This window comes from Streptomyces sp. NBC_00122 (assembly GCF_045160845.1).
Classification (GTDB): domain Bacteria; phylum Actinomycetota; class Actinomycetes; order Streptomycetales; family Streptomycetaceae; genus Streptomyces.
This window is the reverse complement of sequence record NZ_CP108192.1, coordinates 64,024-88,450: the sequence shown is the minus strand read 5'-3', so window position 1 is coordinate 88,450 and position 24,427 is coordinate 64,024. Positions and strand designations below refer to the sequence as shown.

22 protein-coding genes are annotated in these 24,427 nt (G+C 71.8%); 13 read left to right on the top strand and 9 right to left on the bottom strand.

Annotation, left to right across the window (positions count from 1 at the left end; translation table 11 throughout):
• Window positions 1-256: 256 nt before the first annotated feature.
• Window positions 257-2,419, bottom strand: coding sequence for an MMPL family transporter (locus tag OG737_RS34435; protein WP_328930640.1), 2,163 nt, complete (start codon window positions 2,417-2,419; stop codon window positions 257-259).
• Window positions 2,420-2,597: 178 nt separating this feature from the next.
• On the bottom strand, window positions 2,598-3,299 hold the full coding sequence (locus OG737_RS34430) for a hypothetical protein (protein WP_328930639.1): 702 nt from the start codon (window positions 3,297-3,299) through the stop codon (window positions 2,598-2,600).
• Window positions 3,300-3,570: 271 nt separating this feature from the next.
• Here OG737_RS34430 and OG737_RS34425 point away from each other — a divergent pair, with 271 nt between their 5' ends.
• The 4 genes from OG737_RS34425 to OG737_RS34410 all read left to right on the top strand — a co-directional run bounded on the left by OG737_RS34425 (window position 3,571) and on the right by OG737_RS34410 (window position 9,510).
• The gene (locus tag OG737_RS34425) at window positions 3,571-4,587 is read left to right on the top strand and encodes a polyprenyl synthetase family protein (RefSeq protein ID WP_328930638.1); all 1,017 of its coding nucleotides are present in this window, start codon (window positions 3,571-3,573) and stop codon (window positions 4,585-4,587) included.
• Between the two features lie 42 nt (window positions 4,588-4,629).
• Window positions 4,630-6,171, top strand: coding sequence for an acyl-CoA carboxylase subunit beta (locus OG737_RS34420; protein WP_328930778.1), 1,542 nt, complete (start codon window positions 4,630-4,632; stop codon window positions 6,169-6,171).
• 12 nt (window positions 6,172-6,183) lie between these two features.
• Window positions 6,184-6,399, top strand: a complete 216-nt coding sequence (locus OG737_RS34415) for an acyl-CoA carboxylase subunit epsilon (protein WP_328930637.1) — start codon at window positions 6,184-6,186, stop codon at window positions 6,397-6,399.
• A 123-nt stretch (window positions 6,400-6,522) separates the two neighbouring features.
• Entirely contained in the window at window positions 6,523-9,510 is a 2,988-nt protein-coding gene (locus OG737_RS34410) for a BTAD domain-containing putative transcriptional regulator (RefSeq protein ID WP_328930636.1), read from the top strand.
• A 24-nt stretch (window positions 9,511-9,534) separates the two neighbouring features.
• On the opposite strand, the gene OG737_RS34405 is transcribed toward OG737_RS34410, so the two are convergent.
• Window positions 9,535-9,738, bottom strand: a complete 204-nt coding sequence (locus OG737_RS34405; protein WP_328930635.1) for a hypothetical protein — start codon at window positions 9,736-9,738, stop codon at window positions 9,535-9,537.
• 206 nt (window positions 9,739-9,944) lie between these two features.
• Between OG737_RS34405 and OG737_RS34400 the strand changes: the two genes are divergently transcribed.
• On the top strand, window positions 9,945-11,822 hold the full coding sequence (locus OG737_RS34400) for a BTAD domain-containing putative transcriptional regulator (RefSeq protein ID WP_328930634.1): 1,878 nt from the start codon (window positions 9,945-9,947) through the stop codon (window positions 11,820-11,822).
• Window positions 11,823-11,882: 60 nt separating this feature from the next.
• Here the strand turns inward: OG737_RS34400 and OG737_RS34395 are convergent, their stop codons facing one another.
• A complete protein-coding gene (locus OG737_RS34395; RefSeq protein ID WP_328930633.1) occupies window positions 11,883-12,110 on the bottom strand; it encodes a DUF6269 family protein in 228 nt (75 codons plus the stop codon).
• A 145-nt stretch (window positions 12,111-12,255) separates the two neighbouring features.
• Between OG737_RS34395 and OG737_RS34390 the strand changes: the two genes are divergently transcribed.
• The gene (locus tag OG737_RS34390; RefSeq protein ID WP_328930632.1) at window positions 12,256-13,791 is read left to right on the top strand and encodes a tryptophan 7-halogenase; all 1,536 of its coding nucleotides are present in this window, start codon (window positions 12,256-12,258) and stop codon (window positions 13,789-13,791) included.
• A gap of 113 nt (window positions 13,792-13,904) precedes the next feature.
• Window positions 13,905-14,771, top strand: a complete 867-nt coding sequence (locus tag OG737_RS34385; RefSeq protein ID WP_328930631.1) for an isocitrate lyase/phosphoenolpyruvate mutase family protein — start codon at window positions 13,905-13,907, stop codon at window positions 14,769-14,771.
• Here OG737_RS34385 and OG737_RS34380 read toward each other — a convergent pair.
• Both OG737_RS34380 and OG737_RS34375 read right to left on the bottom strand, forming a co-directional pair.
• Complete coding sequence (locus OG737_RS34380) at window positions 14,765-15,541, bottom strand: ABC transporter ATP-binding protein (protein WP_328930630.1); 777 nt, start codon at window positions 15,539-15,541, stop codon at window positions 14,765-14,767. The genes OG737_RS34385 and OG737_RS34380 overlap by 7 nt on opposite strands.
• A gap of 69 nt (window positions 15,542-15,610) precedes the next feature.
• Window positions 15,611-16,522 carry an AraC family transcriptional regulator gene (locus tag OG737_RS34375; protein ID WP_328930629.1) on the bottom strand — a complete coding sequence of 304 codons (912 nt, stop codon included), beginning with the start codon at window positions 16,520-16,522 and terminating at the stop codon, window positions 15,611-15,613.
• Window positions 16,523-16,608: 86 nt separating this feature from the next.
• Here OG737_RS34375 and OG737_RS34370 point away from each other — a divergent pair, with 86 nt between their 5' ends.
• Complete coding sequence (locus OG737_RS34370; protein WP_328930628.1) at window positions 16,609-17,514, top strand: MBL fold metallo-hydrolase; 906 nt, start codon at window positions 16,609-16,611, stop codon at window positions 17,512-17,514.
• Window positions 17,515-17,599: 85 nt separating this feature from the next.
• Here OG737_RS34370 and OG737_RS34365 read toward each other — a convergent pair whose 3' ends face one another.
• From OG737_RS34365 to OG737_RS34355, 3 genes are all read right to left on the bottom strand, one after another.
• A complete protein-coding gene (locus tag OG737_RS34365; protein ID WP_328930627.1) occupies window positions 17,600-18,442 on the bottom strand; it encodes a tyrosinase MelC2 in 843 nt (280 codons plus the stop codon).
• Window positions 18,439-18,831 (bottom strand): apotyrosinase chaperone MelC1, encoded by a 393-nt coding sequence (locus tag OG737_RS34360; RefSeq protein ID WP_328930626.1) that lies wholly within the window; start codon window positions 18,829-18,831, stop codon window positions 18,439-18,441. Before OG737_RS34360 ends, OG737_RS34365 begins: the two co-directional genes overlap by 4 nt.
• A gap of 326 nt (window positions 18,832-19,157) precedes the next feature.
• Window positions 19,158-20,042 carry a ScbA/BarX family gamma-butyrolactone biosynthesis protein gene (locus OG737_RS34355; RefSeq protein ID WP_405681553.1) on the bottom strand — a complete coding sequence of 295 codons (885 nt, stop codon included), beginning with the start codon at window positions 20,040-20,042 and terminating at the stop codon, window positions 19,158-19,160.
• A gap of 275 nt (window positions 20,043-20,317) precedes the next feature.
• Here OG737_RS34355 and OG737_RS34350 point away from each other — a divergent pair, with 275 nt between their 5' ends.
• From OG737_RS34350 to OG737_RS34330, 5 genes are all read left to right on the top strand, one after another.
• A complete protein-coding gene (locus OG737_RS34350; protein ID WP_328930624.1) occupies window positions 20,318-20,953 on the top strand; it encodes a ScbR family autoregulator-binding transcription factor in 636 nt (211 codons plus the stop codon).
• Window positions 20,947-21,849: an NAD(P)H-binding protein gene (locus OG737_RS34345; RefSeq protein ID WP_328930623.1), complete on the top strand. Its 903-nt coding sequence runs from the start codon at window positions 20,947-20,949 to the stop codon at window positions 21,847-21,849. The genes OG737_RS34350 and OG737_RS34345 overlap by 7 nt, the downstream gene beginning before the upstream one ends.
• A gap of 47 nt (window positions 21,850-21,896) precedes the next feature.
• Window positions 21,897-22,667 carry an SDR family oxidoreductase gene (locus tag OG737_RS34340; RefSeq protein ID WP_328930622.1) on the top strand — a complete coding sequence of 257 codons (771 nt, stop codon included), beginning with the start codon at window positions 21,897-21,899 and terminating at the stop codon, window positions 22,665-22,667.
• Between the two features lie 183 nt (window positions 22,668-22,850).
• The gene (locus OG737_RS34335) at window positions 22,851-23,441 is read left to right on the top strand and encodes a sigma-70 family RNA polymerase sigma factor (RefSeq protein ID WP_328930621.1); all 591 of its coding nucleotides are present in this window, start codon (window positions 22,851-22,853) and stop codon (window positions 23,439-23,441) included.
• Window positions 23,442-23,672: 231 nt separating this feature from the next.
• Window positions 23,673-24,344: a DUF4097 family beta strand repeat-containing protein gene (locus OG737_RS34330; RefSeq protein ID WP_331723490.1), complete on the top strand. Its 672-nt coding sequence runs from the start codon at window positions 23,673-23,675 to the stop codon at window positions 24,342-24,344.
• The last annotated feature ends 83 nt before the right edge of the window (window positions 24,345-24,427 follow it).

Here is a 24,427-nt window from a genome sequence, read left to right as displayed (position 1 = left end):
GTGAGTACGGCGCCGAGCATGAATGGCCCGGCAATTCACAGCCTTTCCCCGTGGTTTCGGGACGGAGTGGAGCGCCGGGTATTCGCCGTCGGCCGATCGGCTGCACCGTTGGCAGGAAGCTGCCAAAACACTGGTCGCAGCGGGTCATGGCGTCGTAGGGGCACCCGCGCGCCCACCGGCCGTCGTGCCGGTGGGCGCGCCGCCCGGACTCCCGTACTGCCTTCCGGCGCGGCCGAGGGCCGCGCCGGAAGGGTGTCTACCTGCTGCCGGCCGACTCTCGCTCCGGCGCCCGCACGGTGACGCCGTCGGCGGCCGGCTCCCCGTGGCCGCTCTTCGGGCGGCCCGGCAGCCAGGCCCGGTGGCCCAGCAGCGTGGTCACCGCCGGCACCAGCAGCACCGCCATCACGAAGGCGGTGAGCAGTATGCCGAAGGAGACGGCGAAGCCCATCTGCTGCAGCATCGAGTTCTGCGCCAGCATCAGCACGCCGAAGGTGCCCGCCAGGATGAGGCCGGCGGTGGCGACGGTCGGCATCGAGTGGGCGACCGCGAGCCGGGTGGCCTCCTTCGGGTCCCGGCCCCGGGCGGCCTCCTCCCGCAGCCGGGCCACCATCAGGATGTTGTAGTCGGTGCCGATGGCCACCACGAACAGGTAGACCATCACCGGCAGCATGAACAGCAGGCCGTGCTGGCCCTGCACGTTCTGGAAGAGCACCACCGTCGCACCGAGGGTGGCGCTGAACCCGAGGCCGACCGCGGCCATCAGGTACCAGGGCGCCACCGCGCTGCGCAGCAGCAGACCCAGGATGATCATGATGGCGATGCCGGCCGCCGGGAACACCACGGAGTAGTCGCGGTTGACGGCGTCCCTGATGTCGGCGAGCAGCGCGGTCGAACCGCCGACCAGAGCCCTGGTGCCCTCGGGCGCCGCACTGTGGGCGGCGTCCCGGAGCGGCCCCTCGACCAGGGCGAGCGCCTCGTCCGCGGCCGGCTTGTGGTCGAGCACCACGCTGAACTGGGCCACCGAGCCGTCCGGGCTTACCCGGGGCGGGGAGACCGGCCCGACACCCTCGACCTGCCCGATCCGCTCACCGAAGGTCTTCAGCGCCGCCTCGGGGATCGCCTTGCCGGCCCGGTCCTCCACGTAGACCAGCGTCGGCTCGGTGGCACCCGCGGCGAAACCGCGCGCGAGGTCGTCCTGGGCCCGCACGGACTCCAGGTGCTTGGGCAGCGAGCTGTTGGAGTCGTACTCGGCCCGGAAGCCGAACAGGCCGACGGTCAGGGCGATCAGGATGCCGCCGGACACCGCCGCGACCACGCCGGGACGCTGGGAGACGAGCCGGGCGGTGCGGTGCGACAGGGCGTTCTTCGGCTCGCGCTGCCACGCCTTGGACGGCCAGAACGCCTTGGTGCCCAGCAGGGCGAACACCGCGGGCACGAGGGTGAGCGAGGCGACCGCGGTGACGCCCACGGAGATGGCGAGCGCCGGGCCCATGGTCCGCAGCATGCCCATGGACGAGAGCAGCAGCGCGAGGAAGGCCACGATCACCGCGCCCGCGGCGGAGGCGATGGTCTCGCCGACCCGTTCCACGGCCTGCGCCATGGCCTGTCGCGCCGGCACGCCGGTGCGCAGCTGTTCCCGGTAACGGAAGAGCAGGAACAGCATGTAGTCGGTGCCGACGCCGAACAGCACCACGATGAGGATCGAGGTGACGGAGGCGTCGGCCTTCAGCCCGCCGATCTTGCTCGCGGTGGCGATCAGCCCGGTGGCCACGGCGAAGACCAGGCTGATGATGACCACCGGCATCAGGGCGATCAGCGGGCTGCGGAAGATGATCAGGAGCAGTACGACGATGAGGCCCAGCGTGGCCATCATGATCATGGAGTCGGTGTCACCGGCCGACTCCATCGAATCCACCGCCGAGGCCGCCTGCCCGGTGATGCCCATCGACAGCGCTCCGCCGGAGAGCTGCTCCTTGGCGTCGACGCGCATCTGCCTGACGGACTCGTACACGTCCTCGGTGAAGACGTTCTCCGCCGAGGTACTGACCGAGGCCAGCATGATCGTGCCGTTCGGCGAGAGCATCTGCGGACCGGTTAGGACCTCCTTGATCTCCTTGTATTTCCTTCCCGTCAGATCGGCCGCCACTTTCGAGACGGTGGCCTGATCCTCCGCCGAAAGACTTCCGCCGTCGGTACGTTTGAAGACGATGGTGGCCGCCGGCTGCTCCTCGCGCGGGAAAGCGCGCTCCTCCACCTTCATGACCTGCACCGTCTCGTAATGCGACGGGAGGAACTCGGCCTGATCGGTCGTCGACGGTAGTTGCGGAGCCAGCATCACCGTGGCCAATGTGGCGACGATCCAGGCGGCGATGGTGAGCCATGGGCGGCGTACGGCAAGCCGCCCAATCCCTCGTAACATTGCGGACTCCTTCAGCGGACTCGGATGGGGGAATCCCGGCGAGTTTAGAAAACCCGGACTCCGGAATTCCTTCCGATGACAGCTTGTTGACAGCGCACGCCCTTGACGTGGCGCCGCACGTCACACGGCACCCCCGCGGTTGGTCAAAAGCTGCCAGACGCCGTTTTGCGGGGCCGCCTCACGCGCAGCCGCGCTGCCAGTTCCACCCGATGAAGGTGTTCCGCAGCGACACGTCGAAACGGCAGGTGGCGGAGCCGTCGGCGTTCAGGTCCACGGAGGAGTGGTGCGTGTTCGCGTACACGTTCCCGGAAATGTCGAAGATTCCCTTGTACGTGAAGTCGGCGTGCGCCTCGGTCCGCGAGACACCGCAGTCGCTGAAGCAGTCGGTGTTCTTCGTGGCGGACTTCAGTGACCAGCCGGCATTCCAGGGCTCCCGGTTCCACGCCTGCGTCGCGTCGGTGGCCGCCGTCGTGATCCGGCCGCCGTCCGTCGTCCACTGCGACGTCGTGTAGAGGCCGGTCATCCGGATGTTGCAGCAGTCGTACATCTCGTTCCAGCTCTTGAACTGGCGAACGGCGGCGACACCGGCCGCCGGCGCGGCGGCCGGGCTCACGGCGGTCTTCGCCGCGCCCTCGGACGCCACCGGTACCAGCCGCGCTTCCCCGAGCCGGGGCTCGCAGTCCGCCCCGATCGTGATCTGCTGCTGGACGGCCATACCGGCCGGCGGCGCGGGGAGCGACCCGGTCAGCCGTATCTCACCGCAGGTCTGCGCGGCCGGTGCGGCAGGCGTCGCGGTGGTCTCGGCCGCCGTGGCCGGAACGACCGTCAGGGACAGTGCGACGGCGACGAGTACAGCGGCGAGCGTGATTCGGTTTCGCAATTCCTTGAGCCTTCCCTCGAAGATTTCGTGAGGGAGCGTAACGGCGGCCATTCGGGGCCGACCGGACCGCCGAAAACTTGGCAGGAAGCTGACGATCTCCTGGTCGGCCGTGCGCTGAGGTCGTAGTGGCACCTTCATGTCAGCGCTGTTGTAGGGCAGTCCGCCGGGGCTGAAAGCTGTCGTGCGAATAGGTGAAATCGATAGGTTCGCCGTGTCGCGGAGGGGATTCCCCATGGGTGCTGGACAAACGTACGGAGCCGGGACGGCATCCGTGTCGACTGATCTGCCCGCCGCCCGGCTGCTCACCCAACTCGCCCTTGAAGAACCGGAGTTCGAGGTCCGAATGCGGGAATCCCTTTCCCGCGCCGAGAAATGGCTCCAGGCCAGCGCCCACGACGCCCTCGACCCGCGGGTCGCCGCGCTCACCGGCCACCTCGCCGACGCAGGCGGCAAACGCCTGCGCCCCCTCCTCGTCCTCCTCGGCGCCGAATTCGGCGACCCCTGGGCCCACGGCGTCACCCAGGCCGCCGCCATCGCCGAACTCGTGCACATCGCCTCCCTCTACCACGACGACGTGATGGACGGCGCCGCCACCCGGCACGGCGTCCCCAGCGCCCACGCCCGCTGGGGCGAGCGCGCCGCCGTCCTCGGCGGGGACTGGCTGCTCGCCCGTGCCGCCCAGCTCGCCGCCGAACTCGGCCCCGCCGCCGTCCACCTCAACGCCCAGGCGGCCGGCCGCCTGGTCGCGGGCCAGCTGCGCGAACTGACCGGCCCCGGCCCCGACGAGGACCCGGTCACCCACTACTTCAAGGTGGCCGAGGGCAAGACGGCGGCCCTGCTCTCGATGTCTCTGGGCATCGGAGCCATCCAGGCCGCGGCCCGGACGGGCGACGTGGCCGCCCTCACCGAGTGCGGCCGAGAGCTCGGCATCGCCTTCCAGATAGCCGACGACCTCCTCGACCTGCGCTCCCCGGCCGACGTCACCGGCAAGGAACGCGGCAAGGACCTGCTGGCCGGAGTCCAGAGCCTGCCCGTCCTGCTCGCCCGCGAAGGCGGCGACCCCGCCGACGCCGAACTGCGCGGCCTCCTCGCCGCCGGCCCCGTCCCGGCCGCCGACGTGCCGCGCGCCCTGGAACTCTTCGAGCGCTCCACCGCGCTCGAAGAGACCGAGGCCGTGATGCACCGCCGCCTCGACCGGGCCCGCGCGGCCCTCGCCGGGCTGCCCCCGCTGCCGGCCCGCCGCGCCCTGCTCGCCCTCTGCGACTACATCGCCCTCCGCACCAGCTGACACCGGCACAACCGGTAGACCGGCAAGGGAGCCCCCATGACCATGGCCGAACGCGTCGCCGAACTCGTCCGCATCCGGCAGGACGTCCTCGACGGCATGCCCGCCGCGACCGAGGCGCAGCACGCCAAGGGCAAGCTGACCGCCCGTGAGCGCATAGCCCTCCTGCTCGACGAGGGTTCCTTCAAGGAGGTCGAGCAGCTGCGCCGCCACCGGGCGACGGGCTTCGGCCTGGAGGCCAAGAAGCCCTACACCGACGGTGTCATCACCGGCTGGGGCACGGTCGAGGGCCGTACGGTCTTCGTCTACGCGCACGACTTCCGCATCTTCGGCGGTGCCCTGGGCGAGGCCCACGCCACGAAGATCCACAAGATCATGGACATGGCCATCGCGGCCGGCGCTCCGCTGGTCTCCCTCAACGACGGCGCCGGCGCCCGTATCCAGGAGGGCGTCTCCGCCCTCGCCGGCTACGGCGGCATCTTCCAGCGCAACACCCGGGCCTCGGGCGTCATCCCGCAGATCTCGGTGATGCTGGGCCCGTGCGCGGGCGGCGCCGCGTACTCCCCGGCGCTGACGGACTTCGTGTTCATGGTCCGCGAGACCTCGCAGATGTTCATCACCGGCCCGGACGTGGTCCGCGCGGTGACCGGCGAGGAGATCACCCAGAACGGGCTCGGCGGCGCGGACGTGCACGCCGAGACCTCGGGCGTCGCGCACTTCGCGTACGACGACGAGGAGACCTGCATCTCCGAGGTCCGCTACCTGCTGTCGATGCTGCCCGCCAACAACCGGGCCACCCCGCCCGCCGTCTCCTGCGACGACCCCGTCGACCGCCGCTGCGAGCGCCTCCTCGACCTCGTCCCCCTCGACGGCAGCCGCCCGTACGACATGCGCGAGGTCATCACGGAGATCGTCGACGACGGCGAGCACATGGAGGTCCACGAGCGCTGGGCCACCAGCGTCATCACCACCCTCGCCCGGATCGGCGGCCAGGTCGTCGGCATCGTCGCCAGCCAGCCCCAGTCCCTGGCCGGTGTCCTGGACATCCACTCCTCGGAGAAGGCGGCGCGCTTCGTCCAGCTCTGCGACGCGTTCTCCGTCCCGCTCGTCACGCTGGTCGACGTACCCGGCTTCCTCCCGGGCGTCGACCAGGAACACGGTGGCATCATCCGGCACGGCGCCAAACTCCTCTACGCCTACTGCAACGCCACCGTCCCGCGGATCTCCCTCATCCTGCGCAAGGCCTACGGCGGCGCCTACATCGTCATGGACTCCCAGTCCATCGGCGCCGACCTCACCTTCGCCTGGCCGGCCAACGAGATCGCCGTCATGGGCGCCGAGGGCGCGGCCAACGTGGTCTTCCGCCGCCAGATCGCCGCCTCCGAGGACCCCGAGGCCACCCGGCAGCAGCTCGTCAAGGAGTACAAGGCCGAGCTGATGCACCCGTACTACGCGGCCGAGCGCGGCCTCGTCGACGACGTCATCGACCCCGCCGACACCCGCGCCACCCTGATCGGCGCCCTCGCCATGCTCCGCACCAAGCACGCCGCGACGCCCGCCCGCAAGCACGGCAACCCCCCGATGTAAGGAGTGAGAGCCATGTCCGGCACCACCGCACCCGCCCTCGACGGACCCCTGGCACCGTCCCTGTTCAAGATCATCAATGGCCGTCCCACCCCGGAGGAACTCGCCGTCGTCGCGGCCCTCGTGACGGTCCTCACCGCCCGCGCCCCCGAACCCGCCCCGACCGAGCAGGCCGCCCGCTGGGACCGCAGCGAGCTGCTGCCCCCCTCCTCGTGGGCGGCCCGTACCTGATCAGCGGCCCGTCTGGCAGTTTGCTGCCGCCTTCGTTGCGGGGCCCCACCACGGCCTGTAACCCAGAGTGAAGGCGAACCGGTCGTTCGGGTACGACCGTGGCCGGAGCAAGGGAGGGCAGTCGTGCTTCAGGTGGTGTTCCGGATCCTGGGGCCATTGGACATCAGCGCCGACGGGCGCCCGGTCGCCCTCCAGGGCGCCCGGCAGCGCACCATCATGTCGATGCTGCTGCTCGCGCCCGGCCGGGTCGTCTCCGTCGACACCCTCGCCGACGCCGTCTGGCACGGCAACCCGCCCGCCACCGCGCGCAACCAGATCGCCATCTGCGTCTCCGCGCTGCGCAAGACCCTCAAGACCGCCGTCGGCATCGACGACCTGCTCGTCACCAGCCACCCCGGCTACATGCTCTACGCCGGCGAACACCGCATCGACGCCGTCGAGTTCGAGGAACGGGCCGCCGAAGGACGCGAGGCCGCGCGCCGCGGTCGTACCGAGGAGGCCTGTGCACACTTCGAGGAAGCCCTCGCGATGTGGCGCGGCCCCGCCCTCGCCGGCATCACCGCCGAACGGGTCGAAGCGGAGGCCGAGCGCCTGACCGAGCTCCGCCTCGACGTGTACGAACAGCTCACCGCCCTGCGCCTGGATCGCGGCCAGCACCGCGAACTGATCGGGGAGCTCACCGGCTTCGTACGGACGAACCCGCTGCGCGAACAGGCCCTCGCCCAGCTGATGCTGGCCCACTACCGCTCCGGCCGCCGCGCCGAGGCCCTGGAGGCGTACCGCGACGGCGCACGCCTGCTCTCCGAGGAGCTCGGCATCGACCCCGGGCCCGCGGTCCAGGAACTGCACGGAGACATCCTCGCCGACTCCCCGAAGCTCACCCTCCCCACCGCAAACCCCCTGCCCGCCCAGGTCACCACGGTGCCCGCCCATCTCCCCCCGGCCGCCGCGTCCTTCACCGGCCGCAACCAGGACCTGGCCACCCTCGACCGGCTGCTGGACCTCCTCGACGGTGCCTCCCCGCCCGTCGGCTCCATCACCGGCACCGGCGGCGTCGGCAAGACCGCGCTCGCCGTGCACTGGTCCCACCAGGTCGCCTCCCGCTTCCCCGACGGGCAGCTCTTCGCCGACCTGCGCGGCTACGACGAGGAGGAGGAACCCCGCAGGCCCGCCGCCGTCCTCGACCGCTTCCTGCGCGCCCTCGGCGTGCCCGGCCCGCAGATCCCCGCCGACCAGGTCGAACGGACCGCGCTCTTCCGCAGCGTCCTGGACGGCCGCCGGGTCCTGATCGTCCTCGACAACGCCCGCTCCTTCCAGCAGATACGCCCCCTCCTGCCCGGCACGTCCGGCTGCTGCGTCCTGGTCACCAGCCGCGACAGCATGAGCAGCCGGCTCGCCGGCGACTACGCCCTCGTACCGCTGAACCTCGGTTCCCTCGAACAGGACGAGTCGATCACCCTGCTCTCCCGGGTGGCCGGCGACGACCGGCTGGCCGGCGACCCGGTGGCCGCCGCCCGGCTCAGCGAACTGTGCGACCGCCTTCCCCTCGCGCTGCGCATCGCGGCCGCCCGGCTCGCGGCGAAACCGCACTGGACCGTCCGCACACTCGTCTCCCGCCTGGAGGACCAGCACCGCAGGCTCGACGAACTGAGCCTGGACGCGCGCGGGGTGCGGGCCGGTCTGCGGCTGAGCTACCGTGACCTGCCGGCCGACACCGCCCGCATGTTCCGGCTGCTCGGTTCGCTGAACGTCACCGAGTTCTCCGCGTGGGCCGGCGCCGCCCTGCTCGACATCGGCCCGGTCGACGCCGAGGACCTCATCGAACAGCTCGTCGACGCCCAGCTCCTCGAACCCCTCAGCGCCAGCGCCGGCCACGTCCGCTACCGGTTTCAGGACCTTCTCCGCCTCTTCGCTCGCGAATGCGCGCTTGCCGAGGACGGAGAAGGGGAACTGAGGGCGGCCTTGCGGCGCGCCTGCGGGGTGTGGCTGGGGCTCGCCAAGGTGGCACACCGGCGGCTCTACGGCGGCGACTACACCGTCGTCCCCGGGGCCGCTCCCCTGCGGGACCTCCCCGCCCACCTGGTGGACTCCCTCGTGGAGAACCCCATGGAGTGGTTCGAGGCCGAGCGCTCCTCCATCACGGGCCTCGTGCAGCAGGCGGCCCGCGAGGGCGAGTCCGGCTACGCGTGGGAGCTGACGATGACCAGCGTCACCCTCTTCCAGAGCCGCAACTACCTGGAGGACTGGCGGGAATGCGGCGAAGCGGCCCTGGACGCGGCCCGCCGCACCGGCGACCGGCTGGGCGAGGCGGCCATGCTGCAGTCGCTCGGCACCCTGGAGATCATCCAGTACGAGCACGACAGCGCGTACGAGCGCCTCGGCCTGGCCCTGGCCCTGTTCGAGGAGCAGGGCCAGGACCAGGGGCGAGCCCTGGTGCTGCGCAACCTGGCGATGTGCGAGCGCCATCGCGGAGACACGGGCCGGGCGGTGGAGACGGGCCGCCGTTCGCTGGAGATCTTCCGCGCGGTCGACGACCCCTACGCCGAGGCCCATGTACTGGGTCTGCTGGCGCAGATCGAACTGGAACGGGGGGACGCCCAGGCGAGCCTGGTGCTGTCTTCGGAGGCCGTGGCCAGGAGCAGAGGGCTCGGGTCGGTGCGGGGCGAGGCGCAGAGCATGCTCCGGCTGGCGAAGGCGCTGCTCCACCAGGGCGACGCGGCGCGCGCCGAGGAGGCCTGCCGGCGTGCGCTGGAGCTGGTGCTCGGCAGTGGTGACCGCAGGGGCGAGACGCATGTGCTGCGTGCTCTGGGAGAGGCGCTGTGGCGCCAGGGAAAGCTCGAGGAGGCCGAGGCGGTCGCCCGCAGTGCCCTGCAGGCCGCGGAACAGGTGACGGACGCCTACCTCCGGGCGCGGGCAGCGGTCGTCCTCGGATGTGCGCAGGCACTGCGCTCGGACGTGAGCGGCGCCGCGGGTACGTTCAAGAGCGCGGTGGACCTCTTCACCGAGGTCGGCGCACGGGCGTGGCGGGAGCGTGTGGAGCAGTTCCTGGTGGCGCTCGCGGGAGGCGAACCGGCCGGCTTGCGGCAGCTGTTCGCGAGCGGCCAGCCCTGACGGCGGTCCCCGCGGGGACCGGGTTCACACCCACGGGTCGTCCGCCGTGGCGGCCTGGGAGACGGAGAGGTCCGAGGCCGCGCTGTCGACGAATGGCGTCACACCCTGGTTCGCGGCGATCCCCCCGACCGCCGCGAGCAGCAGGGCCGCCGTCGCCGCCAGCTGTCCCAGCGGGGCGGCCGTCGCGGTCCGGGCGGTCTTGCGAGCGGAGAGAATGGCGCGGTTCATGGTGTCCTCCTGGACCCTCGTCGTCCGCCGTGGGCCGGTGCCCTGCGGTACGCCATGAACGCTACGGAGCCCCCGTTTTCGTGCGCTTTCAAAACCCTTTCGGCTCACCAAAATCGATCCGAGAGCGATGGAAAACCCCAGGTCACTAGCGTTTCGCGGTGGTTGGCCCGCGAGCAGACGCGGGCTCGCGAAACGGAGGGGACTCCATGGACTTCAAGATCCTCGGGCCCGTGTCCGCCGAGCTCGACGGCAGCCCGGTTCCCCTCGACGGCTCCAAACAGCGCACCGCGCTCGCCGCCCTGCTCCTCGCCCACGGCCAGGTCATCACCGACGAGCGGCTCACCACCCTGCTCTGGGGCTGGAACCCGCCCGCCACGAGCACCCACCAGCTCTACACGTACGTCTCGCGGCTGCGCACCCGGCTGGGCCCGGGCCACGGCCTGGAACGCCACGGCGCCGGCTACCGCATGGACATCACCCCAGCCGCCCTCGACTGGGACCGCTTCCGCGAACTCGCCGAAACCGGCCGCGCCGACCTCCTGGCGGGCCGCTACGCCGACGCCGAACGCCGCCTCGGCCAGGCGCTCGCCCTGTGGAGCGGCCCGGCGCTCAGCGGCGTCACCGAACAGCTCGCCGCCGCCGAGGGTCCGCGCCTGACCGAGGCACACCTCGCCGCGACCGAACACCACACCGAGGCAGCCCTCGCCCTGGGCCGCCACGGCGAACTCGTCCCGGGCCTCACCCGGCAGGTCACCCAGCACCCCCTACGGGAGCGCCTGCGCGGCCAGCTGATGACCGCACTGTTCCGCTGCGGCCGGCAGGCCGATGCCCTCTGCCTGTACGAGGAGGGCCGCCGGGTCCTCGCCGACGAACTCGGCATCGACCCGGGCCCCGAGCTGCGCGCCCTGCACCAGGAGATCCTCACCGGCACCCTGCCCGCCCCCGCCGCCCCCGAACACCGGACGGCCGCCCTCACGGCCGAGCCGCCCGCGCCGGGTCCGGCCCCGGCCGGCCGGGCGCCGGCCGCCCGGACCGTCACCGCCCCGGCCCCGGCCGGTCAGGCCCCCGCCGTCCCCGGCTCCGCCGCCGGCCCGGTCCCGGCCCTGCTGCCGGCCGCGCCGGGCGACTTCACGGGCAGGGAGGCCCCGTGCCGTGAGGTGCTGGACGCCCTCGACGGCCGCCAGGACGTCGTCATCACCGGAGCCCACGGCACCGGAAAGTCCGCACTCGCCCTCAGGGCCGCCGAACACGCCCGCCCCGACTTCCCCGACGGCCAGCTGTACGCCGATCTGCGCACCCCCGACGGCGCGTCCCGCGCCCCCGCCCAGGTCCTGGGCTGGTTCCTGCACGCCCTGGGTACCGCCCCCGGCCGGATCCCCGACGGCCTCGACGAGCGCGCCCAGCTCTACCGCACGCTCCTCGCCGGCCGCCGCATGCTGGTCGTCCTCGACAACGCGGCCGACGACGCCCAGGTACGGCCCCTGCTTCCCGGCGGCGGCGCCACCCGCACCCTCGTCACCGGCATCCGCCCGGCCCTCGCCTCTCTCGAAGGCACCCGCCTGGTCCGCCTGGGCCCGATGACCCCCGCCGAGGCGACCCGTCTCCTCGCCCGGATCGCCGGCCCCGACCGGCTGGCCGCCGACCCCGAAGCGGTCGCCCGCATCGCCGAATACTGCGATCGCCTCCCGCTCGCCCTGCGCATCGCCGCGGCCCGCCTCGCCGACCGCCCCGACCGGCCGCCCGCCCGCCTCGCCGCCCGGCTCGCCGCGGAGGACCGCCGGCTCGGCGAACTGCGCATCGGCAGCCTCGACGTCACCACCGGACTGCGGCACGCCCTGACCGACCTCGACCCGTCCACCGCCACGGCGTTCGCCGCCCTCACCGCCACCGACCTCTCCCACTTCACGCCCCTGGACGCGGCCGCCCTCCTCGACCTGCCGCTCCACGAGGCCGAGGACGTCCTGGACCAGCTGGCCGACGCCCGCCTTCTGGAACCCCGGCCCACCGACAACCTCGTCCCGCACTACCGCCTGATGCCGCTGGTCAGGCTGTTCAGCCGGACCAGCGTCCTCACGGCGGTCTGAACTCCCGCTCCCCGGCGGCCCGGTGGTTCCCGCCACCGGGCCGCTTCCCCGTGCGCGGACTCACCCGCAGCCGCCGGCGTGCCCCTCGTCCAGGCCGTAGGTGGCGATGTACCCGTTGTCCGCGGTGCCCCGAGTGGCCAGCTCGTTCAAAGCGTCGACGTATTCCGAGAGGATCTCCGCCCACGGCGTTCCGCTGTCCCGTAGCAGCAGTTCCTGATCCACCGCCGCACTGCGCTCGATCTCCGTCAGAATTTCCAGAGGGTGCTGGACCTGGGGGTTCTTGAACATCATTCCTCCTATTGGTGTCGGGCCCCGTTCAGGTCCCGCACCAACAGATTCGGCTCGCCCCCTGTACGCGTTCTCCGGTCCCCTCGGATACCTCGATACAGACGTCGTACACACCCGGTACAGAGGTGGCGGCGAAACTCCCCCCATGGACACGAACACGGCCGAGGCCGCACCCGGCGACATCAGGAAAGCGGTGATCGTCGGCGGCACCCTCACCGCCTGGATCGCCGCCGCCCGGCTGGCCTCGGCCTGCCGCGGGACGGTCCGTGTCACGGTTCTCGAAACCCCCCACCGCCCCGCGAGCCGGGTCACCGCCCTCGCGCCCACGGTGCAGCGCGATCTCTTCGACCGCCTGGGAATTTCCGAGAACGAATGGATGCACGCGAGTTCGGCGTCCTTCAGCGCGGCCGTCAAATATGTGAACTGGGGCGAACACCATTTCTACATTCCGCAGGACGGGACGCCGCCGGACTGCGAGGGATTCCCCCTGTCCGATTTCTGGCTCCTCCGCCGCCGGACCGGCCGGACGGTCGAACCCGCCGACCACGCCTGTTTCCGCGAGCCGCCGCTCATGGACGCCCGGAAATCCCCCCGCTGGCTGGACGGCCGGGCGGCGATCGCGTACGGCTGGCACGCGGACACCGCCATGCTGACCCATTTCCTGCGCAGAAAGGCGATGGAGACCTGCGGCGTGCGCATGGTGACCGGCGAGCTCCTCGGCGCCCACCGCGACGCGAGCGGCATGCTGACGGCCGTGCACACCACCCGCGGAGACCTGACGGCCGACTTCTTCCTGGACTGCACCGGCCACGAGAGCGGCCTCCTGGCCGGCCTCCTCGGCGAACCCTTCCTCAGCGCGGCCGACCGCCTCCTCGCCGACAGCATGATGTCGCTCACCGTCCCGCACGACAGCGGCCCGCACGGCGTCGAGCCGTACACCACGGCCACCGCCCTCGCGCACGGCTGGACCTGGCGCCGCCCCCTGCTCGGCCGCTACGGCGCGGGCCTCGTCTACGCGAGCGCCCTGACCACCCCGGACGAAGCCGCCCGGAGCCTGCGCAGGGCCCTGGGCCTGCCCCGCGACCCCACGGAGCTCACCCACACCCCCCTCCGCGCCGGCCGTACCAGGCGCGCCTGGGTCAAGAACTGCGTGGCCCTCGGCGCGGCCGCCTGGTCCACCGACCCCTTGGCCGACGACCAGCGCGCGACGCTCGACCTGCTCGACCGGCTGATCCGGGACCTCCCGTCCCTCGGCACCCGTGAAGTCCCCGCGCCCCGCTTCAACCGGGCGGCCGCCGCCCACTACCGCGATGCCCTCGACCTCGCCCAGCTCCGCTACGCGGCTTCACAGGGCACGGACGGCCCGTTCTGGACACAGCAGCGCACCCTGCCCCTCTCCGACGCCCTGCACGAAACCGTGGAAGCCCACCGGGCCGGCCTGTCCGTCACGCCCGCGGAGGCTCCGCTGCGCGCCCTCCTGACCGCCCTCACCCCGCACACCGCGTCCCCGCCCCCGGCCCTCTCCCACCACCCCCACGCCGTCCGTACGGCCGAGGACCACTTCACCCGGATCAAGCGGCAGCAGCGGATCCTGCTGGAGACTCTGCCCCCGGCCCACACCTACCTGGACCGTCTCCACGGCCGGATCCCCCAGGGGGACGACTCGCTCGCGGCGGTCTGAGGGGTCCACCGCGCCAAGTGGGGTGAAACCGGCCGCAGATGAGTACGTTGAGCCGAGCGCCCCCGGCCGGAGCCGGAGCCGGGCCGACGCCGACGGACCGCAGCGAGGAACCCATGGACCACCGCACCGCCGACGCCCGCCACCGGCGGGCCGTCGCCTTCCGGGACCTGCACCACGGCCCCCGGCCCTTCGTCGTCCCCAACCCCTGGGACGCGGGCAGCGCGCGCATCCTGGCCGGCTTCGGCTTCGCCGCCCTCGCCACCACCGGCGCCGGCCTCGCCCACAGTTTCGGCCGCCCCGACGGCCGGGCCGGCCGCGCCGAGATCCTCGACAACGCCCGCCGGATCGTGGAGGCCTGCACCCTGCCCGTCACCGCCGACCTGGAGAGCGGCTTCGGGGACGAGCCCGAGGACGTCGCCGAGACCATCCGCCTCGCCGCCGCCACGGGACTGGTCGGCGGCTCGATCGAGGACTCCACCGGACGCGACGAGGAGCCGGTGCGCCCGCTCGCCGAAGCCGTGGAGCGGGTGGCCGCGGCCGTGGAGGCCGCCGAGCGCCTGGACTTCCCGTTCACCGTCACGGCCCGCGCCGAGAACTTCTTCCTGGGCCGGCCCGACCTCGACGACACCATCCGCCGCCTCCAGGCGTACGAGGCGGCCGGCGCCCACGTGCTCTACGCCCCGGCCCTGCCCGACGCCGACGCCATCCGGGCCGTCTGCTCCTCGGTGACCCGGCCCGTCAACGTCCTGATGGGCGGCGCCCTCAAGCTGTCCGTCACCGAGCTCGGCGCCCTCGGGGTGCGCCGGATCAGCACCGGATCGGCCCTGTCCCGCGCGGCGCTCGGCGCCCTCACCCGGGCCGCCCGTGAGATCGCCGAGTACGGCACCTTCGGCTTCGGCGCGGACGCCCTCCCCTATGCCGAGGCCAACGCGCTCCTCGCCGAAGGTGCGGCCGCCGGTGACCACCACCCGTCTCACTGACGGGGGCAGGCAGCGGGCTCCGCGGCCGGTTCCGGTTCGGCCTCCAGCTGCGCCAGGTGCTCGGCCACCCGCTGCGCGGTCGGCCCGTGCATCTCGTCGGTCACGCGGCCGTCGACGAGGAAGATGACGCGGTCCGCGTACGAGGCCGCCACCGGGTCGTGAGTGACCATGATCGTGGTCTGCCCCTGCTCGTCGACCAGACCGCGCAGCAGCCTCAGCACGGTCCGGCTGGAGCCGCTGTCCAGGGCCCCGGTCGGTTCGTCGGCGAACAGCACCTTCGGGCGGCTGATCAGGGCCCGGGCGACGGCCACACGCTGCTGCTGGCCGCCGGACAGCTGGGAGGGCAGGTGCCCGCCCCGCTCGCCGAGCCCGACCTGCGCGAGCGCTGCCCGTACCTGGGCGGGGTCCGGCCGGCGGCCGGCCAGCCGCAGCGGCAGCCCCACGTTCTGCTCCGCGGTGAGCGCGCCGATCAGGTTGGACGCCTGGAAGATGAATCCGATCCGGTCCCGGCGCAGTTCGGTGAGGGCCTTCTCACCGAGCGGGCCCAGATCGACGCCGTCCACGACGACCCGGCCCGAGTCGGGCCGGTCGATCCCCGCCGCGCACTGCAGCAGGGTGCTCTTGCCCGAGCCCGAGGGGCCCATCACGGCGGTGAAGGTGCTGCGTTCGAAGGTCACGGAGATCCCGTCGAGGGCGCGCACCTGCGCCGACGACCCGGCCGCGTAGCACCGGCTGACGTCTTCGAGCCTGACTACCTGGTTGTCATGCATGCCCAACACCTATCAAGCCGCAGGGCGATGACGTCCAGGCCCTCCGCCAGGCCTGGCCGGACAACACACCTAGGCCGCCGCCTGCGCCCGGTACCGCCCCGGCGTGATGCCGAACTCGCGGCTGAAGGCGTGCGACAGGGCGTACGGGGTGCCGTACCCGACCCGGCGGGCCACCGCCGACAGCGGGTCCCCGGTGTCCCTGAGCAAGGTGGCGGCGAGGTTCAGCCGCCACCAGGTGAGGTACGCCATCGGCGGACGGCCGACCAGAGCGGTGAACCGCCGGGCCAGGGTCGGCCGCGACACCCCCGCCTCGGCCGCCAGGAGCTGGTTGGTCCACGGGGCCGCCGGGTCCGAGTGCAGCGCGCGCAGGGCGGCGGCCGCCACCGGATCGCCCAGTACGGCCGGCCACGCCCCGGTGCGGCCCTCGGCCATCCAGGAGCGGATCATGTAGACGAGCAGGAGGTCGAGCAGGCTGGGCACCGCGATGCAGGCGCCCGGCCGCCGCCCGTCCAGCTCCCGGCCCAGCAGGTCGATGGCGGCGCGGAGTTCTGGATGGGTGCCCGCCCGGTTCGGCAGGTGCACGACCTGCGGCAGCTCCGCCATCAGCGGGTGCACCCGGCTGCGGTCGAGCCGGTACTTCCCGCACAGCACCTCCACCGCACCGGAGCCGTCCTGCGGCAGCCCCGCCGCCCCGCCGGCCACCCGCTCGAAGGGCACGGCCCGTTCCACTGCCGCCGCGTCCGCGGGGCGGTCGGCCATCACGTGCCCCGTCCCGTGCGGCAGCAGCACCGCGTCACCGGGCCCCAGCAGGACGGGGGAGCCCCCGTCGGGCAGCAGCCAGCAGCTTCCCTCCAGTACGACATGGAAGCCGGCGCCGTCGTACGGGGCGAGCCGCGTGCACCAGCGGCCCCCCGCCCGGATCCGGTCCGAGGAGGGCCGCCCGATCCGCACGGCCGAGATCGCATCGCTCACCACGTCCATCGGGCCAGACTAGATGAGACGCCCTCGTATTCCGGTGAGCCGAGCAGGCATTGAGAGCCTCACCGGCTCTTTCTAGGGTCGAAGCCATGAACAGTGAGAACGTACAGCGCACCGTGCTGGGAGACGTAGAGGTCATCCGGATCGTCGAATGGGCGGGTCCGTTCGTCCCCGCCCGCGACCTCGTCCCGCAGTCCGGGACGGACGTGTGGAAGGACAACGAGGACTGGCTGGCCCCGGACCACTGGCAACCGGACGAGGACCTGACGGTGGTGGCCCTGCAGACCTGGGTCCTGCGCAGCGCCGGACGGACGGTCCTCGTCGACACCGGAGTGGGCAACGGGCGCGAACGTCCGGGCTCGCCGCAGTTCCACCACTGGCAGGGTGAGTTCCTCGAACGACTGGCCCGGGCCGGAATCCGCCCGCAGGACGTCGACACCGTCGTCAACACCCACGTCCACGGCGACCACGTCGGCTGGAACACCCACGACGTCGACGGGCAGTGGATACCCACCTTCCCGGGCGCCCAGTACCTCATCCCGGCGGCCGACGACTTCCACTTCGGACCCGGCAACGCCTACGGCAAGGGGCTGAACCAGGACGACCGGCTCATCTACGAGGACAGCATCGCGCCCGTCCACCGCTCCGGGCAGGCCGTGCTCTGGGAGGGCACGCACCGCATCGACGAACACCTCACCCTGGAGTCCGCACCCGGCCACACCCCCGGCTCCAGCGTCCTGCGCCTCGACTCCGGCGACGACCGGGCGGTCTTCGTCGGCGACATCCTGCACAGCCCCGTACAGATCCTGCGGCCCTCCTGCAACAGCTGTTTCTGCCTGGACGCGGACCAGGCCGTGGCCACCCGCCGGCGGATCCTCGAACGGGCCGCGGACACCTGCGAGCTGGTGGTCCCCGCGCACTTCGGCGGGGCGGGCGCGGTGGAGGTCCGCAGGGAGGGCGAGTCCTTCGCCGTCACCCGTCGAGACCGGTGGTGAGCGGCCCGAAGACGTGAGCCGCCGCCGGGTCCGGGCCGCCCCCCAGCGGAGTGGCTGTCCAGCTGGTCGAACGGACCACCTCCGCCTAACGGGCGGCGGGGGCCCCTTCGGTGTCGAAGGTGTAGAACTTGCGGTGGTCCAGCATGTCGGCCGGGGTCACGTTGTTCCACGGCCGCATGGTGCCGCGCAGGTCGACCACGTTCGGCGTCGGGGTGGCGGGCACGTAGGTGGACTGCGGGTGCCGGGACTGCCACTCGGCCCAGAGCATGTCGATGAAGGCGTGGTGCATCCAGAAGACCGGGTCGTTGGGAGACGCCGCGGTGGCCATGTGGCCGCCGATCCACACGTGGACGCGGTTGTGGAGATTGGCCCCGCGCCATCCCTCCAGGTGATTGCGGAAGCCGCCGGAGGAGCTGTTCCAGGGGGCCATGTCGTACTCGGGCATGGCGAGGACGGCGTTCACCTCGGCCTTGGTCGGCAGCTCGGGTGTGCCCGTGCCGAGGGTGCGCCGCAGGTACTGGCGCTGGTCCACCCCCACGGTGATGGCCCACTTGCCCGCCGGGTAGGCGAAGGGCCCGTCCAGTACCTGCCCGTCCCGGGCGCGGCTGGTGCCGCCCATGAAGTCCGCGGCCCAGAGGGAGGATCCGGGGGTCCGGTCGGCGGTCCAGTCCCAGTACGGGAGCGAGACCTTCGGATCCACCTTCTGCAACGCCGCTTCGAAGTCCAGCAGGAAGCGGCGGTGCCAGGGGAGGAAGGAGGGGGCGCGGTGGCCGACCCGGTCGCCGAAGTCGGAGTCGCTCATGAGGAACGCGTTGTGGGCGTTGACGTACCGGTCGTAGACGCCCGTCCGCTTGAGTTCGAGCACCGCGTTGGTGAAGGCGCGCTTCTCGTCGGCGGTGAGCTTGGCCTGATTCTTGCGGACGGTCACAGCGTGTCGCCCTTCGGCGTGAACGGGACGAGGGCGGCGCCCTGGAGGTCGCGGATGGCGGCGCGGGCGGCCGAGATGGGGTCCGGAAACGTCTCGTAGTGGTTGACGACGGTGACCCAGCTGTTGTCGGCGTTGGCCATCAGGTGCAGCTCGTTGCCGTCGATCTTGATGACCGGCATGCCGACGCCGTGGTGGCCGCCCGCGCCGAGGGTGATCTGGATGCGGCGGCCTTCGTAGACCTCGTCGATGGTGCCGGTGGGTATGGAAGCGGGGGACCCGGAGGAGCCCGCCGCGGGTTTGGCGCCCGACGACGAGCAGGCGGTCAGCCCGAAGGCGGTGGCTGCGCCGGCGGTGATGCCCAAGGCATGACGGCGAGTGATCTTCTTCATGGCTTGAAGTGGTATCAGAAGCCGTTGAACGGTTGATCAGCGCCCCGGACTTCCACGGACCGGTCCGCTCGCGGGAGAGCGGCCGGCCCCGGCCGCGCGACACCCCTCGACGGGTGCCGCGCGGCGTACCGGACTCCGCGGCGAGAGGACCGGAATCGCTGTGTGGCCAGCTGGGCGCCTCGGAGCGGGCGAATGCCCCCGCCATACCGGAGGCTCCGTGATCGGACGCCCAGGGCCCCGTTCTGTGCGTCGTATTTATGGCATATGGAGAAAATTTACCGAATTGCCCCTTGGGGCGCTGGTGCCGCGGACGCCGGGGCGGGAGGTCACGCGGCTGCCGGTAAGTGGTCGTGCGTCTCAAGGGTCACGATGCAGGAAAAGGCGACCGTCCCCCGCTGCAGCGCGACCACGTCGACGCGCGGCCGGCCCTGTTCGTCGGGCAGCGTCGGCTCCGCCGCGATCGAGCACGGGGCATGGAACTCGACGTACTGGAAGAACGTCGAGTCGAAGGCGACCGCCCTCGCGTGGGCCGGGGAAACCCGGGCCAGCGCCGACTGGCGGGCGGCTTCCAGCAGCAGCATGCCCGGCACGTGGTCCACCGGGTGGTCGAAGAGGATCGGGTGCGAGGTGTCGGTGCGCAGCAGCCAGCGGGCGGGTTCGTCGCAGGCGGACAGCACCACGTCCGCGTGCCGCTCGCGCGCCACGACGGCTGCCGGTATCGGGAGGGCGGCCGGCCCGGCCGCGGCCATGGCGGCCACGGGGTCCGCGTAGCCGGCGCGCAGCCGCTTGTAGATCGCGGGCGGGTTGCTGGTGAAGCGGGCGCGGGCCGTACCGATCGGCGCGCCGTTCGCGAACGCCTCGACGTCCATGGTGATCGCGGCCATGCGTGCGGCGCGCCGCACGATGTCCGAGCAGGTGATGCGCAGTTCGACGACGGCCGGGCGGTGCTGGACCCGCATCGCCGCCGGCTCGACCGCGTACGTGAAGTACTCCCAGATCAGCTGGTGTCCGAGCGGGACGTCGTAGGCGGCGTGCGAGAGGAGCGGGATGCTCTGCCGCACGGTCTCCGCGAACAGCAGCGGATCGAAGACGCCGCAGCGCGGCTCGTAGAAGGTGTGCGCCACGGGCCAGTGGGCTCTCACGGTGAAGGTGTTCGATCCGCGTCGCTCCCAGCCGGTCAGGAGTACCTCCGCCGGTCTCCGCTTGTGCACGAGCAGTTGGAGCAGGTCTGCCGAGGCGAGTCGGCGTGACTGCTGTTCAGGAACGGCGGGAACGGCGGGAACGGTAGAACGGAGAGGAAGGACGGGACGGTCGAGCCGGTCAGGTAAGGCACTGGAACGGACATGCGCAGACTGGATGCTGATCATCGATTCACTCCAGATACGGCCGAGCAAGCCTCGTAGTGACCTCAGTCGCTGGCGGTGGGGGGACCGAGGGCCGTAACATAACGTGTGTTCTTTTTGTTTGTCGAGGGAGTTGAGGGCCGGTGCACGAACCGAAGCAGGAACGCGCAGCCAGGACGCGGGAGCAGATCCTGCGAGCAGCAGCAACTCTGATCGAGGAGTACGGGTACCGCGGCACCTCGATGCGGGCGCTGGCTCAGCAGGCCGGAGTCACGCTGGGAGCCGTGTACTTCCACTTCCCCAACAAGGAAGAGCTCGCGCGTGCCGTCATCAACGCGCAGCCCGACACGATCGTGCCGTACCTGGGATCCGCGGGCCTCCAGCGCCTGGTCGACATCACGCTGGTGTGGTCCTGGCGCCTTCGGACGGACCTGCTCCTGCGCGCCGGCGTCCAGCTCGCCGTCGAGCAGCGGGCCCTCGGCGTCCAGGACGACACCTCGTTCCGCGACTGGGAGGAGATCATGGAGGCCTGCCTGAAGGACGCGCAGGCGGGTGGCGAGCTCCTGGACGGGATCGACCCGGCCGAAGTGGCCCAGTTCATCGTCGGTACGTGTACCGGCACCCAGTTGCACTCGCAGCTGATGTGCGGGCGGGCGGACCTCACCGACCGCGTGGTCAGGATGTGGCGGTTCCTGCTCCCGGGCCTGGCCCCGGCCGCGGTCGCGGCCTCCATCGACCTCGACCCGAACCGTGGGAAGGGGGAGTCGATCGCGTGCTGAGCGCCGGCGCCCCCACCGGCGGCGACAGACGCCGGCGCATCGTGGTGGCGGGCGCGACCGGCACCGTCGGAAGACGGACCGTCAGCCTGCTGGCCGCCCGCCACGAGGTCTCGGCATTGACGAGGGATCCCGCCCGGGCGGCGCGGGCGGGCCTGGCGGGCCGGATCGTGGGCGCCGACAACGACGACCGCCCGGGTCTCGTCCGGGCCTGCGTGGGAGCGGACGCCCTGTTCGTGATCACCGGCGATCCGCTCCGGCTGTCCCACGACGAGAACCTCCTGGCGGCGGCGCGCACCGCCGGCGTCCGCCACGTCGTCAAACTGTCCGCGCTCGCCGTCACCGACCCGCGGGCCACGGACGCGATGACGCGGCGGCAGCGCGAGTGCGAGGAGATGGTGCGGACTTCGGGCATGGACTGGACCCTGCTGCGCCCGCGCGCGTTCATGTCCAACGCGCTCGGCTGGGCGCCGGGCGTCCGGCGCGACGGGGCGGTGCGGGCGCTGTACGGAACATCGCGCAACGCCTGCGTCGATCCCGAGGACGTGGCGAAGGCGGCCGCGGTGGTGCTGACCACACCCGGACACCACCGGGGTGCCTACGCCCTGACCGGCCCGGAGGCACTCTCCGCACGGGATCAGACCGACCGGCTGGCATCCGCGCTGGAGCTGCCCCTGCGATTCGTGGAGCTGACGCTCGACCAGGCGCGCGAGGCATGGAGGCGACGCTTTTCCGAGCAGATGGTGCAGGCCCTGACCGAGAGCGCCGCCCGGCAGGCGGCCGGTGCCAAACTCCAGGTCACCCATGACCTGGAGCGCCTGGTCTCCCGCCCGGCGCGCACGTTCGGGCAGTGGGCCAAGAGCCACGTGGCCGACTTCCGGCGGTCCGTCAGGCCGTGAGGAGGATCACCGGGTTCGGCAACCCCAGCCGGGATTGAATGAGGTCCATGCGATACGAGGGGTTGCTCCAGGGCAAGGCCGTCATGATCACAGGTGCGTCGAGCGGAATCGGGGCCGCTGCGGCGCGACTGTTCGCTCAAGAGGGCGCCGACGTCGTCCTGATGGCGCGCAGGGAAGACCAACTGACCTTATTGGCAAAGGAGATCGAGGAAGGGGGAGGACGGGCGACGGCGGTCGTCGGCGATGTCACCGACCCCGGGGACGTCGAGCGCGCCGTGGCCGCCACGGTCGGGGCGTACGGCCGTCTGGACGGAGCGTTCAACAACGCGGGCTGGGCCACGGCGGGGACCCCGCTGCACGAGACCGACGACGAGGTGTTCGACCGTGTCATCGACGTGAACCTGCGCGGGGTCTGGAACTGTCTCAAGCATCAGATACGCGCCATGCTGGCCGCCGGCTCCGGCGGCTCCATCGTGAACACGGCCAGTGTGGCGGGAGTGCTCGCGACGGGAGCCACCGCCTCCTACATCGCGGCCAAGCACGGGGTGGTCGGTCTGACGAAGGCCGCGGCCGACGAATACGGCGACCAGGGCATTCGAGTGAACTCGCTGGTGGTGGGGAGCACGCTCACCGAACTCATGCAGCAGGTGCTCCACGACACCCCCGCATTGGAGGAGCCCTTCGTCTCCCGTTCCGCGCAGAAGCGGATGGCCCGGCCCGTGGAGATCGCCCAGGCCGCGGCCTGGCTCCTCAGCGGCCGGTCCTCCTTCCTCACGGGCGCCGCGGTGCCCGTCGACGGCGGCTGGACCGCCAGGTAACCGCAGGACCCGCATGGCGGCCGGACGCCCACCAGGGCGGCGTCCGGCCGCCCCTTTTTTGCCCGAAGAAGAAAAACGAACGCTAGCTATATAATCTTGCCGAGGACGTAACCCCACAGTCGTCCCGCGGATCTGACGGACCATCCGAGGTGCGGCGGGCGGTACAGGAGCGCGGAAACACTCATGACGGACACGACTGCGGTCCTCCTCGCCGCGGAGACGGACGAGCAGCGCTCGGCCCGCTTCGAGCGGGACGCCGCCTGCCACCGAACCCTGCTGAACGCCCGCGCCATCCGGCTGACCTGCAACTTCGCCGACGCGGAGGATCTGGTCCAGGAGACGTACGCCAGGGCCTACCGCAGCTTCCACCAGTTCCGCCCCGGCACCAACCTGAGGGCCTGGCTGCTGCGGATCCTCACCAACGCCTTCCTCACGGACTACCGGAAGCAGCAGGCGGAGCCGCGCGTCACGCACACCTCGGACATCGAGGACTGGCAGCTCGCCGGCGCCGCCTCCCACACGTCCGTGGGTCTGCCCACGCCGGAGTCCCAGGTCATGGACCGGATCCCCGACCCCGTGATCGTCGAGGCGTTCCGGGCGATACCGGGCGACTTCCGGACCGTCGTCTACCTCGCCGATGTCGAAGGCCTGGCGTACGAGGAGATCGCCGAGCGGGTCGGCATTCCGTACGGCACCGTCAACTCCCGTCTGCACCGTGGGCGCAGGCGCCTGCGGAGCCTGCTCGACGGACACCTCGGCTACCGAGCCGGATGACGTCGGCGGCGCGGCGGGCGCTCTGGCGTTCACCTTCAATTCATTGCAACGAATGGGGTGGGGTTTGTTGCGTTAGGCGTTAGACCGTTGCAACGATTTCCTGGCGTTGACCTGTGGTGATGGCATTTCTGCGCAACGAGTGTGTTGCCCAGTCTTTGAACGCAACGTAGCTTTTCCTTCATCGGAAACGGCGGGCCGACGGAGCGCCCGCCACGATGTAGGAGAAACGCCATGCTGAAGTTCGACACCGCCGTCCCGGTCGCCGCCGTCCTGGACATTCCCGCGGGGCGCATCCGGTTCATCGCCGCGGACCGGGCCGACACCACGGTCGAGGTCCTGCCCGCGGACGCCTCCAAGGGCCGTGACGTGAAGGCGGCGGAGCAGATCGAGGTCGGATACGCCGACGGCGTCCTGCGGATCGCGGCCCCGGCGGCGAAGAACCGGATCCTGGGCAACTCCGGTTCCGTCGAGGTGACGGTCCAGCTGCCGGCCGGCTCCCGCGTCGAGGCGAAGGCGGCCAGCGCGGAACTGCGGGGCGTCGGCCGGCTCGGCGACGTCACCTTCGAGGCCGCGCAGGCCACCGTCAAGCTCGACGAGACCGACAGCGCCCGCCTCACCCTCCAGGCCGGTGACATCACGGTCGGCCGCCTGGGCGGCCCCGCGCAGATCAGCACCCAGAAGGGCGACCTGCGCATCACCGAGGCCGTGCGCGGCACGGTCGAACTGCGCACCGAGGCCGGCGGGATCTCGGTCGGCGCCGCCCGCGGAGTCTCCGCGTCCCTGGACGCCGGCACCTCCTACGGCCGCATCCACAACGCACTGAACAACACCGACGGCGCCGCCGCCGGCCTGAACATCCACGCGACCACCGCCTACGGCGACATCACCGCCCGCAGCCTCTGAAACGCCTGGCCCCGACGCGGCACCGACCGTGCCCACCTCGCCGGCGCCTTCGCATGACCTTCATGAAGATCACGATGCCCCAA

Bases quoted from the DNA above. Each gene is read 5' to 3' on its own strand.
- OG737_RS34370 (WP_328930628.1), top strand. From the start codon at position 16,609: ATGAACAGTGAGAACGTACAGCGCACCGTGCTGGGAGACGTAGAGGTC.
- OG737_RS34390 (WP_328930632.1), top strand. From the start codon at position 12,256: ATGGACACGAACACGGCCGAGGCCGCACCCGGCGACATCAGGAAAGCG.
- OG737_RS34360 (WP_328930626.1), bottom strand. From the start codon at position 18,831: ATGAAGAAGATCACTCGCCGTCATGCCTTGGGCATCACCGCCGGCGCA.
- OG737_RS34435 (WP_328930640.1), bottom strand. From the start codon at position 2,419: ATGTTACGAGGGATTGGGCGGCTTGCCGTACGCCGCCCATGGCTCACC.
- OG737_RS34405 (WP_328930635.1), bottom strand. From the start codon at position 9,738: ATGAACCGCGCCATTCTCTCCGCTCGCAAGACCGCCCGGACCGCGACG.
- OG737_RS34335 (WP_328930621.1), top strand. From the start codon at position 22,851: ATGACGGACACGACTGCGGTCCTCCTCGCCGCGGAGACGGACGAGCAG.
- OG737_RS34395 (WP_328930633.1), bottom strand. From the start codon at position 12,110: ATGTTCAAGAACCCCCAGGTCCAGCACCCTCTGGAAATTCTGACGGAG.
- OG737_RS34420 (WP_328930778.1), top strand. From the start codon at position 4,630: ATGGCCGAACGCGTCGCCGAACTCGTCCGCATCCGGCAGGACGTCCTC.
- OG737_RS34380 (WP_328930630.1), bottom strand. From the start codon at position 15,541: ATGCATGACAACCAGGTAGTCAGGCTCGAAGACGTCAGCCGGTGCTAC.
- OG737_RS34400 (WP_328930634.1), top strand. From the start codon at position 9,945: ATGGACTTCAAGATCCTCGGGCCCGTGTCCGCCGAGCTCGACGGCAGC.
- OG737_RS34330 (WP_331723490.1), top strand. From the start codon at position 23,673: ATGCTGAAGTTCGACACCGCCGTCCCGGTCGCCGCCGTCCTGGACATT.
- OG737_RS34385 (WP_328930631.1), top strand. From the start codon at position 13,905: ATGGACCACCGCACCGCCGACGCCCGCCACCGGCGGGCCGTCGCCTTC.
- OG737_RS34375 (WP_328930629.1), bottom strand. From the start codon at position 16,522: ATGGACGTGGTGAGCGATGCGATCTCGGCCGTGCGGATCGGGCGGCCC.
- OG737_RS34415 (WP_328930637.1), top strand. From the start codon at position 6,184: ATGTCCGGCACCACCGCACCCGCCCTCGACGGACCCCTGGCACCGTCC.
- OG737_RS34340 (WP_328930622.1), top strand. From the start codon at position 21,897: ATGCGATACGAGGGGTTGCTCCAGGGCAAGGCCGTCATGATCACAGGT.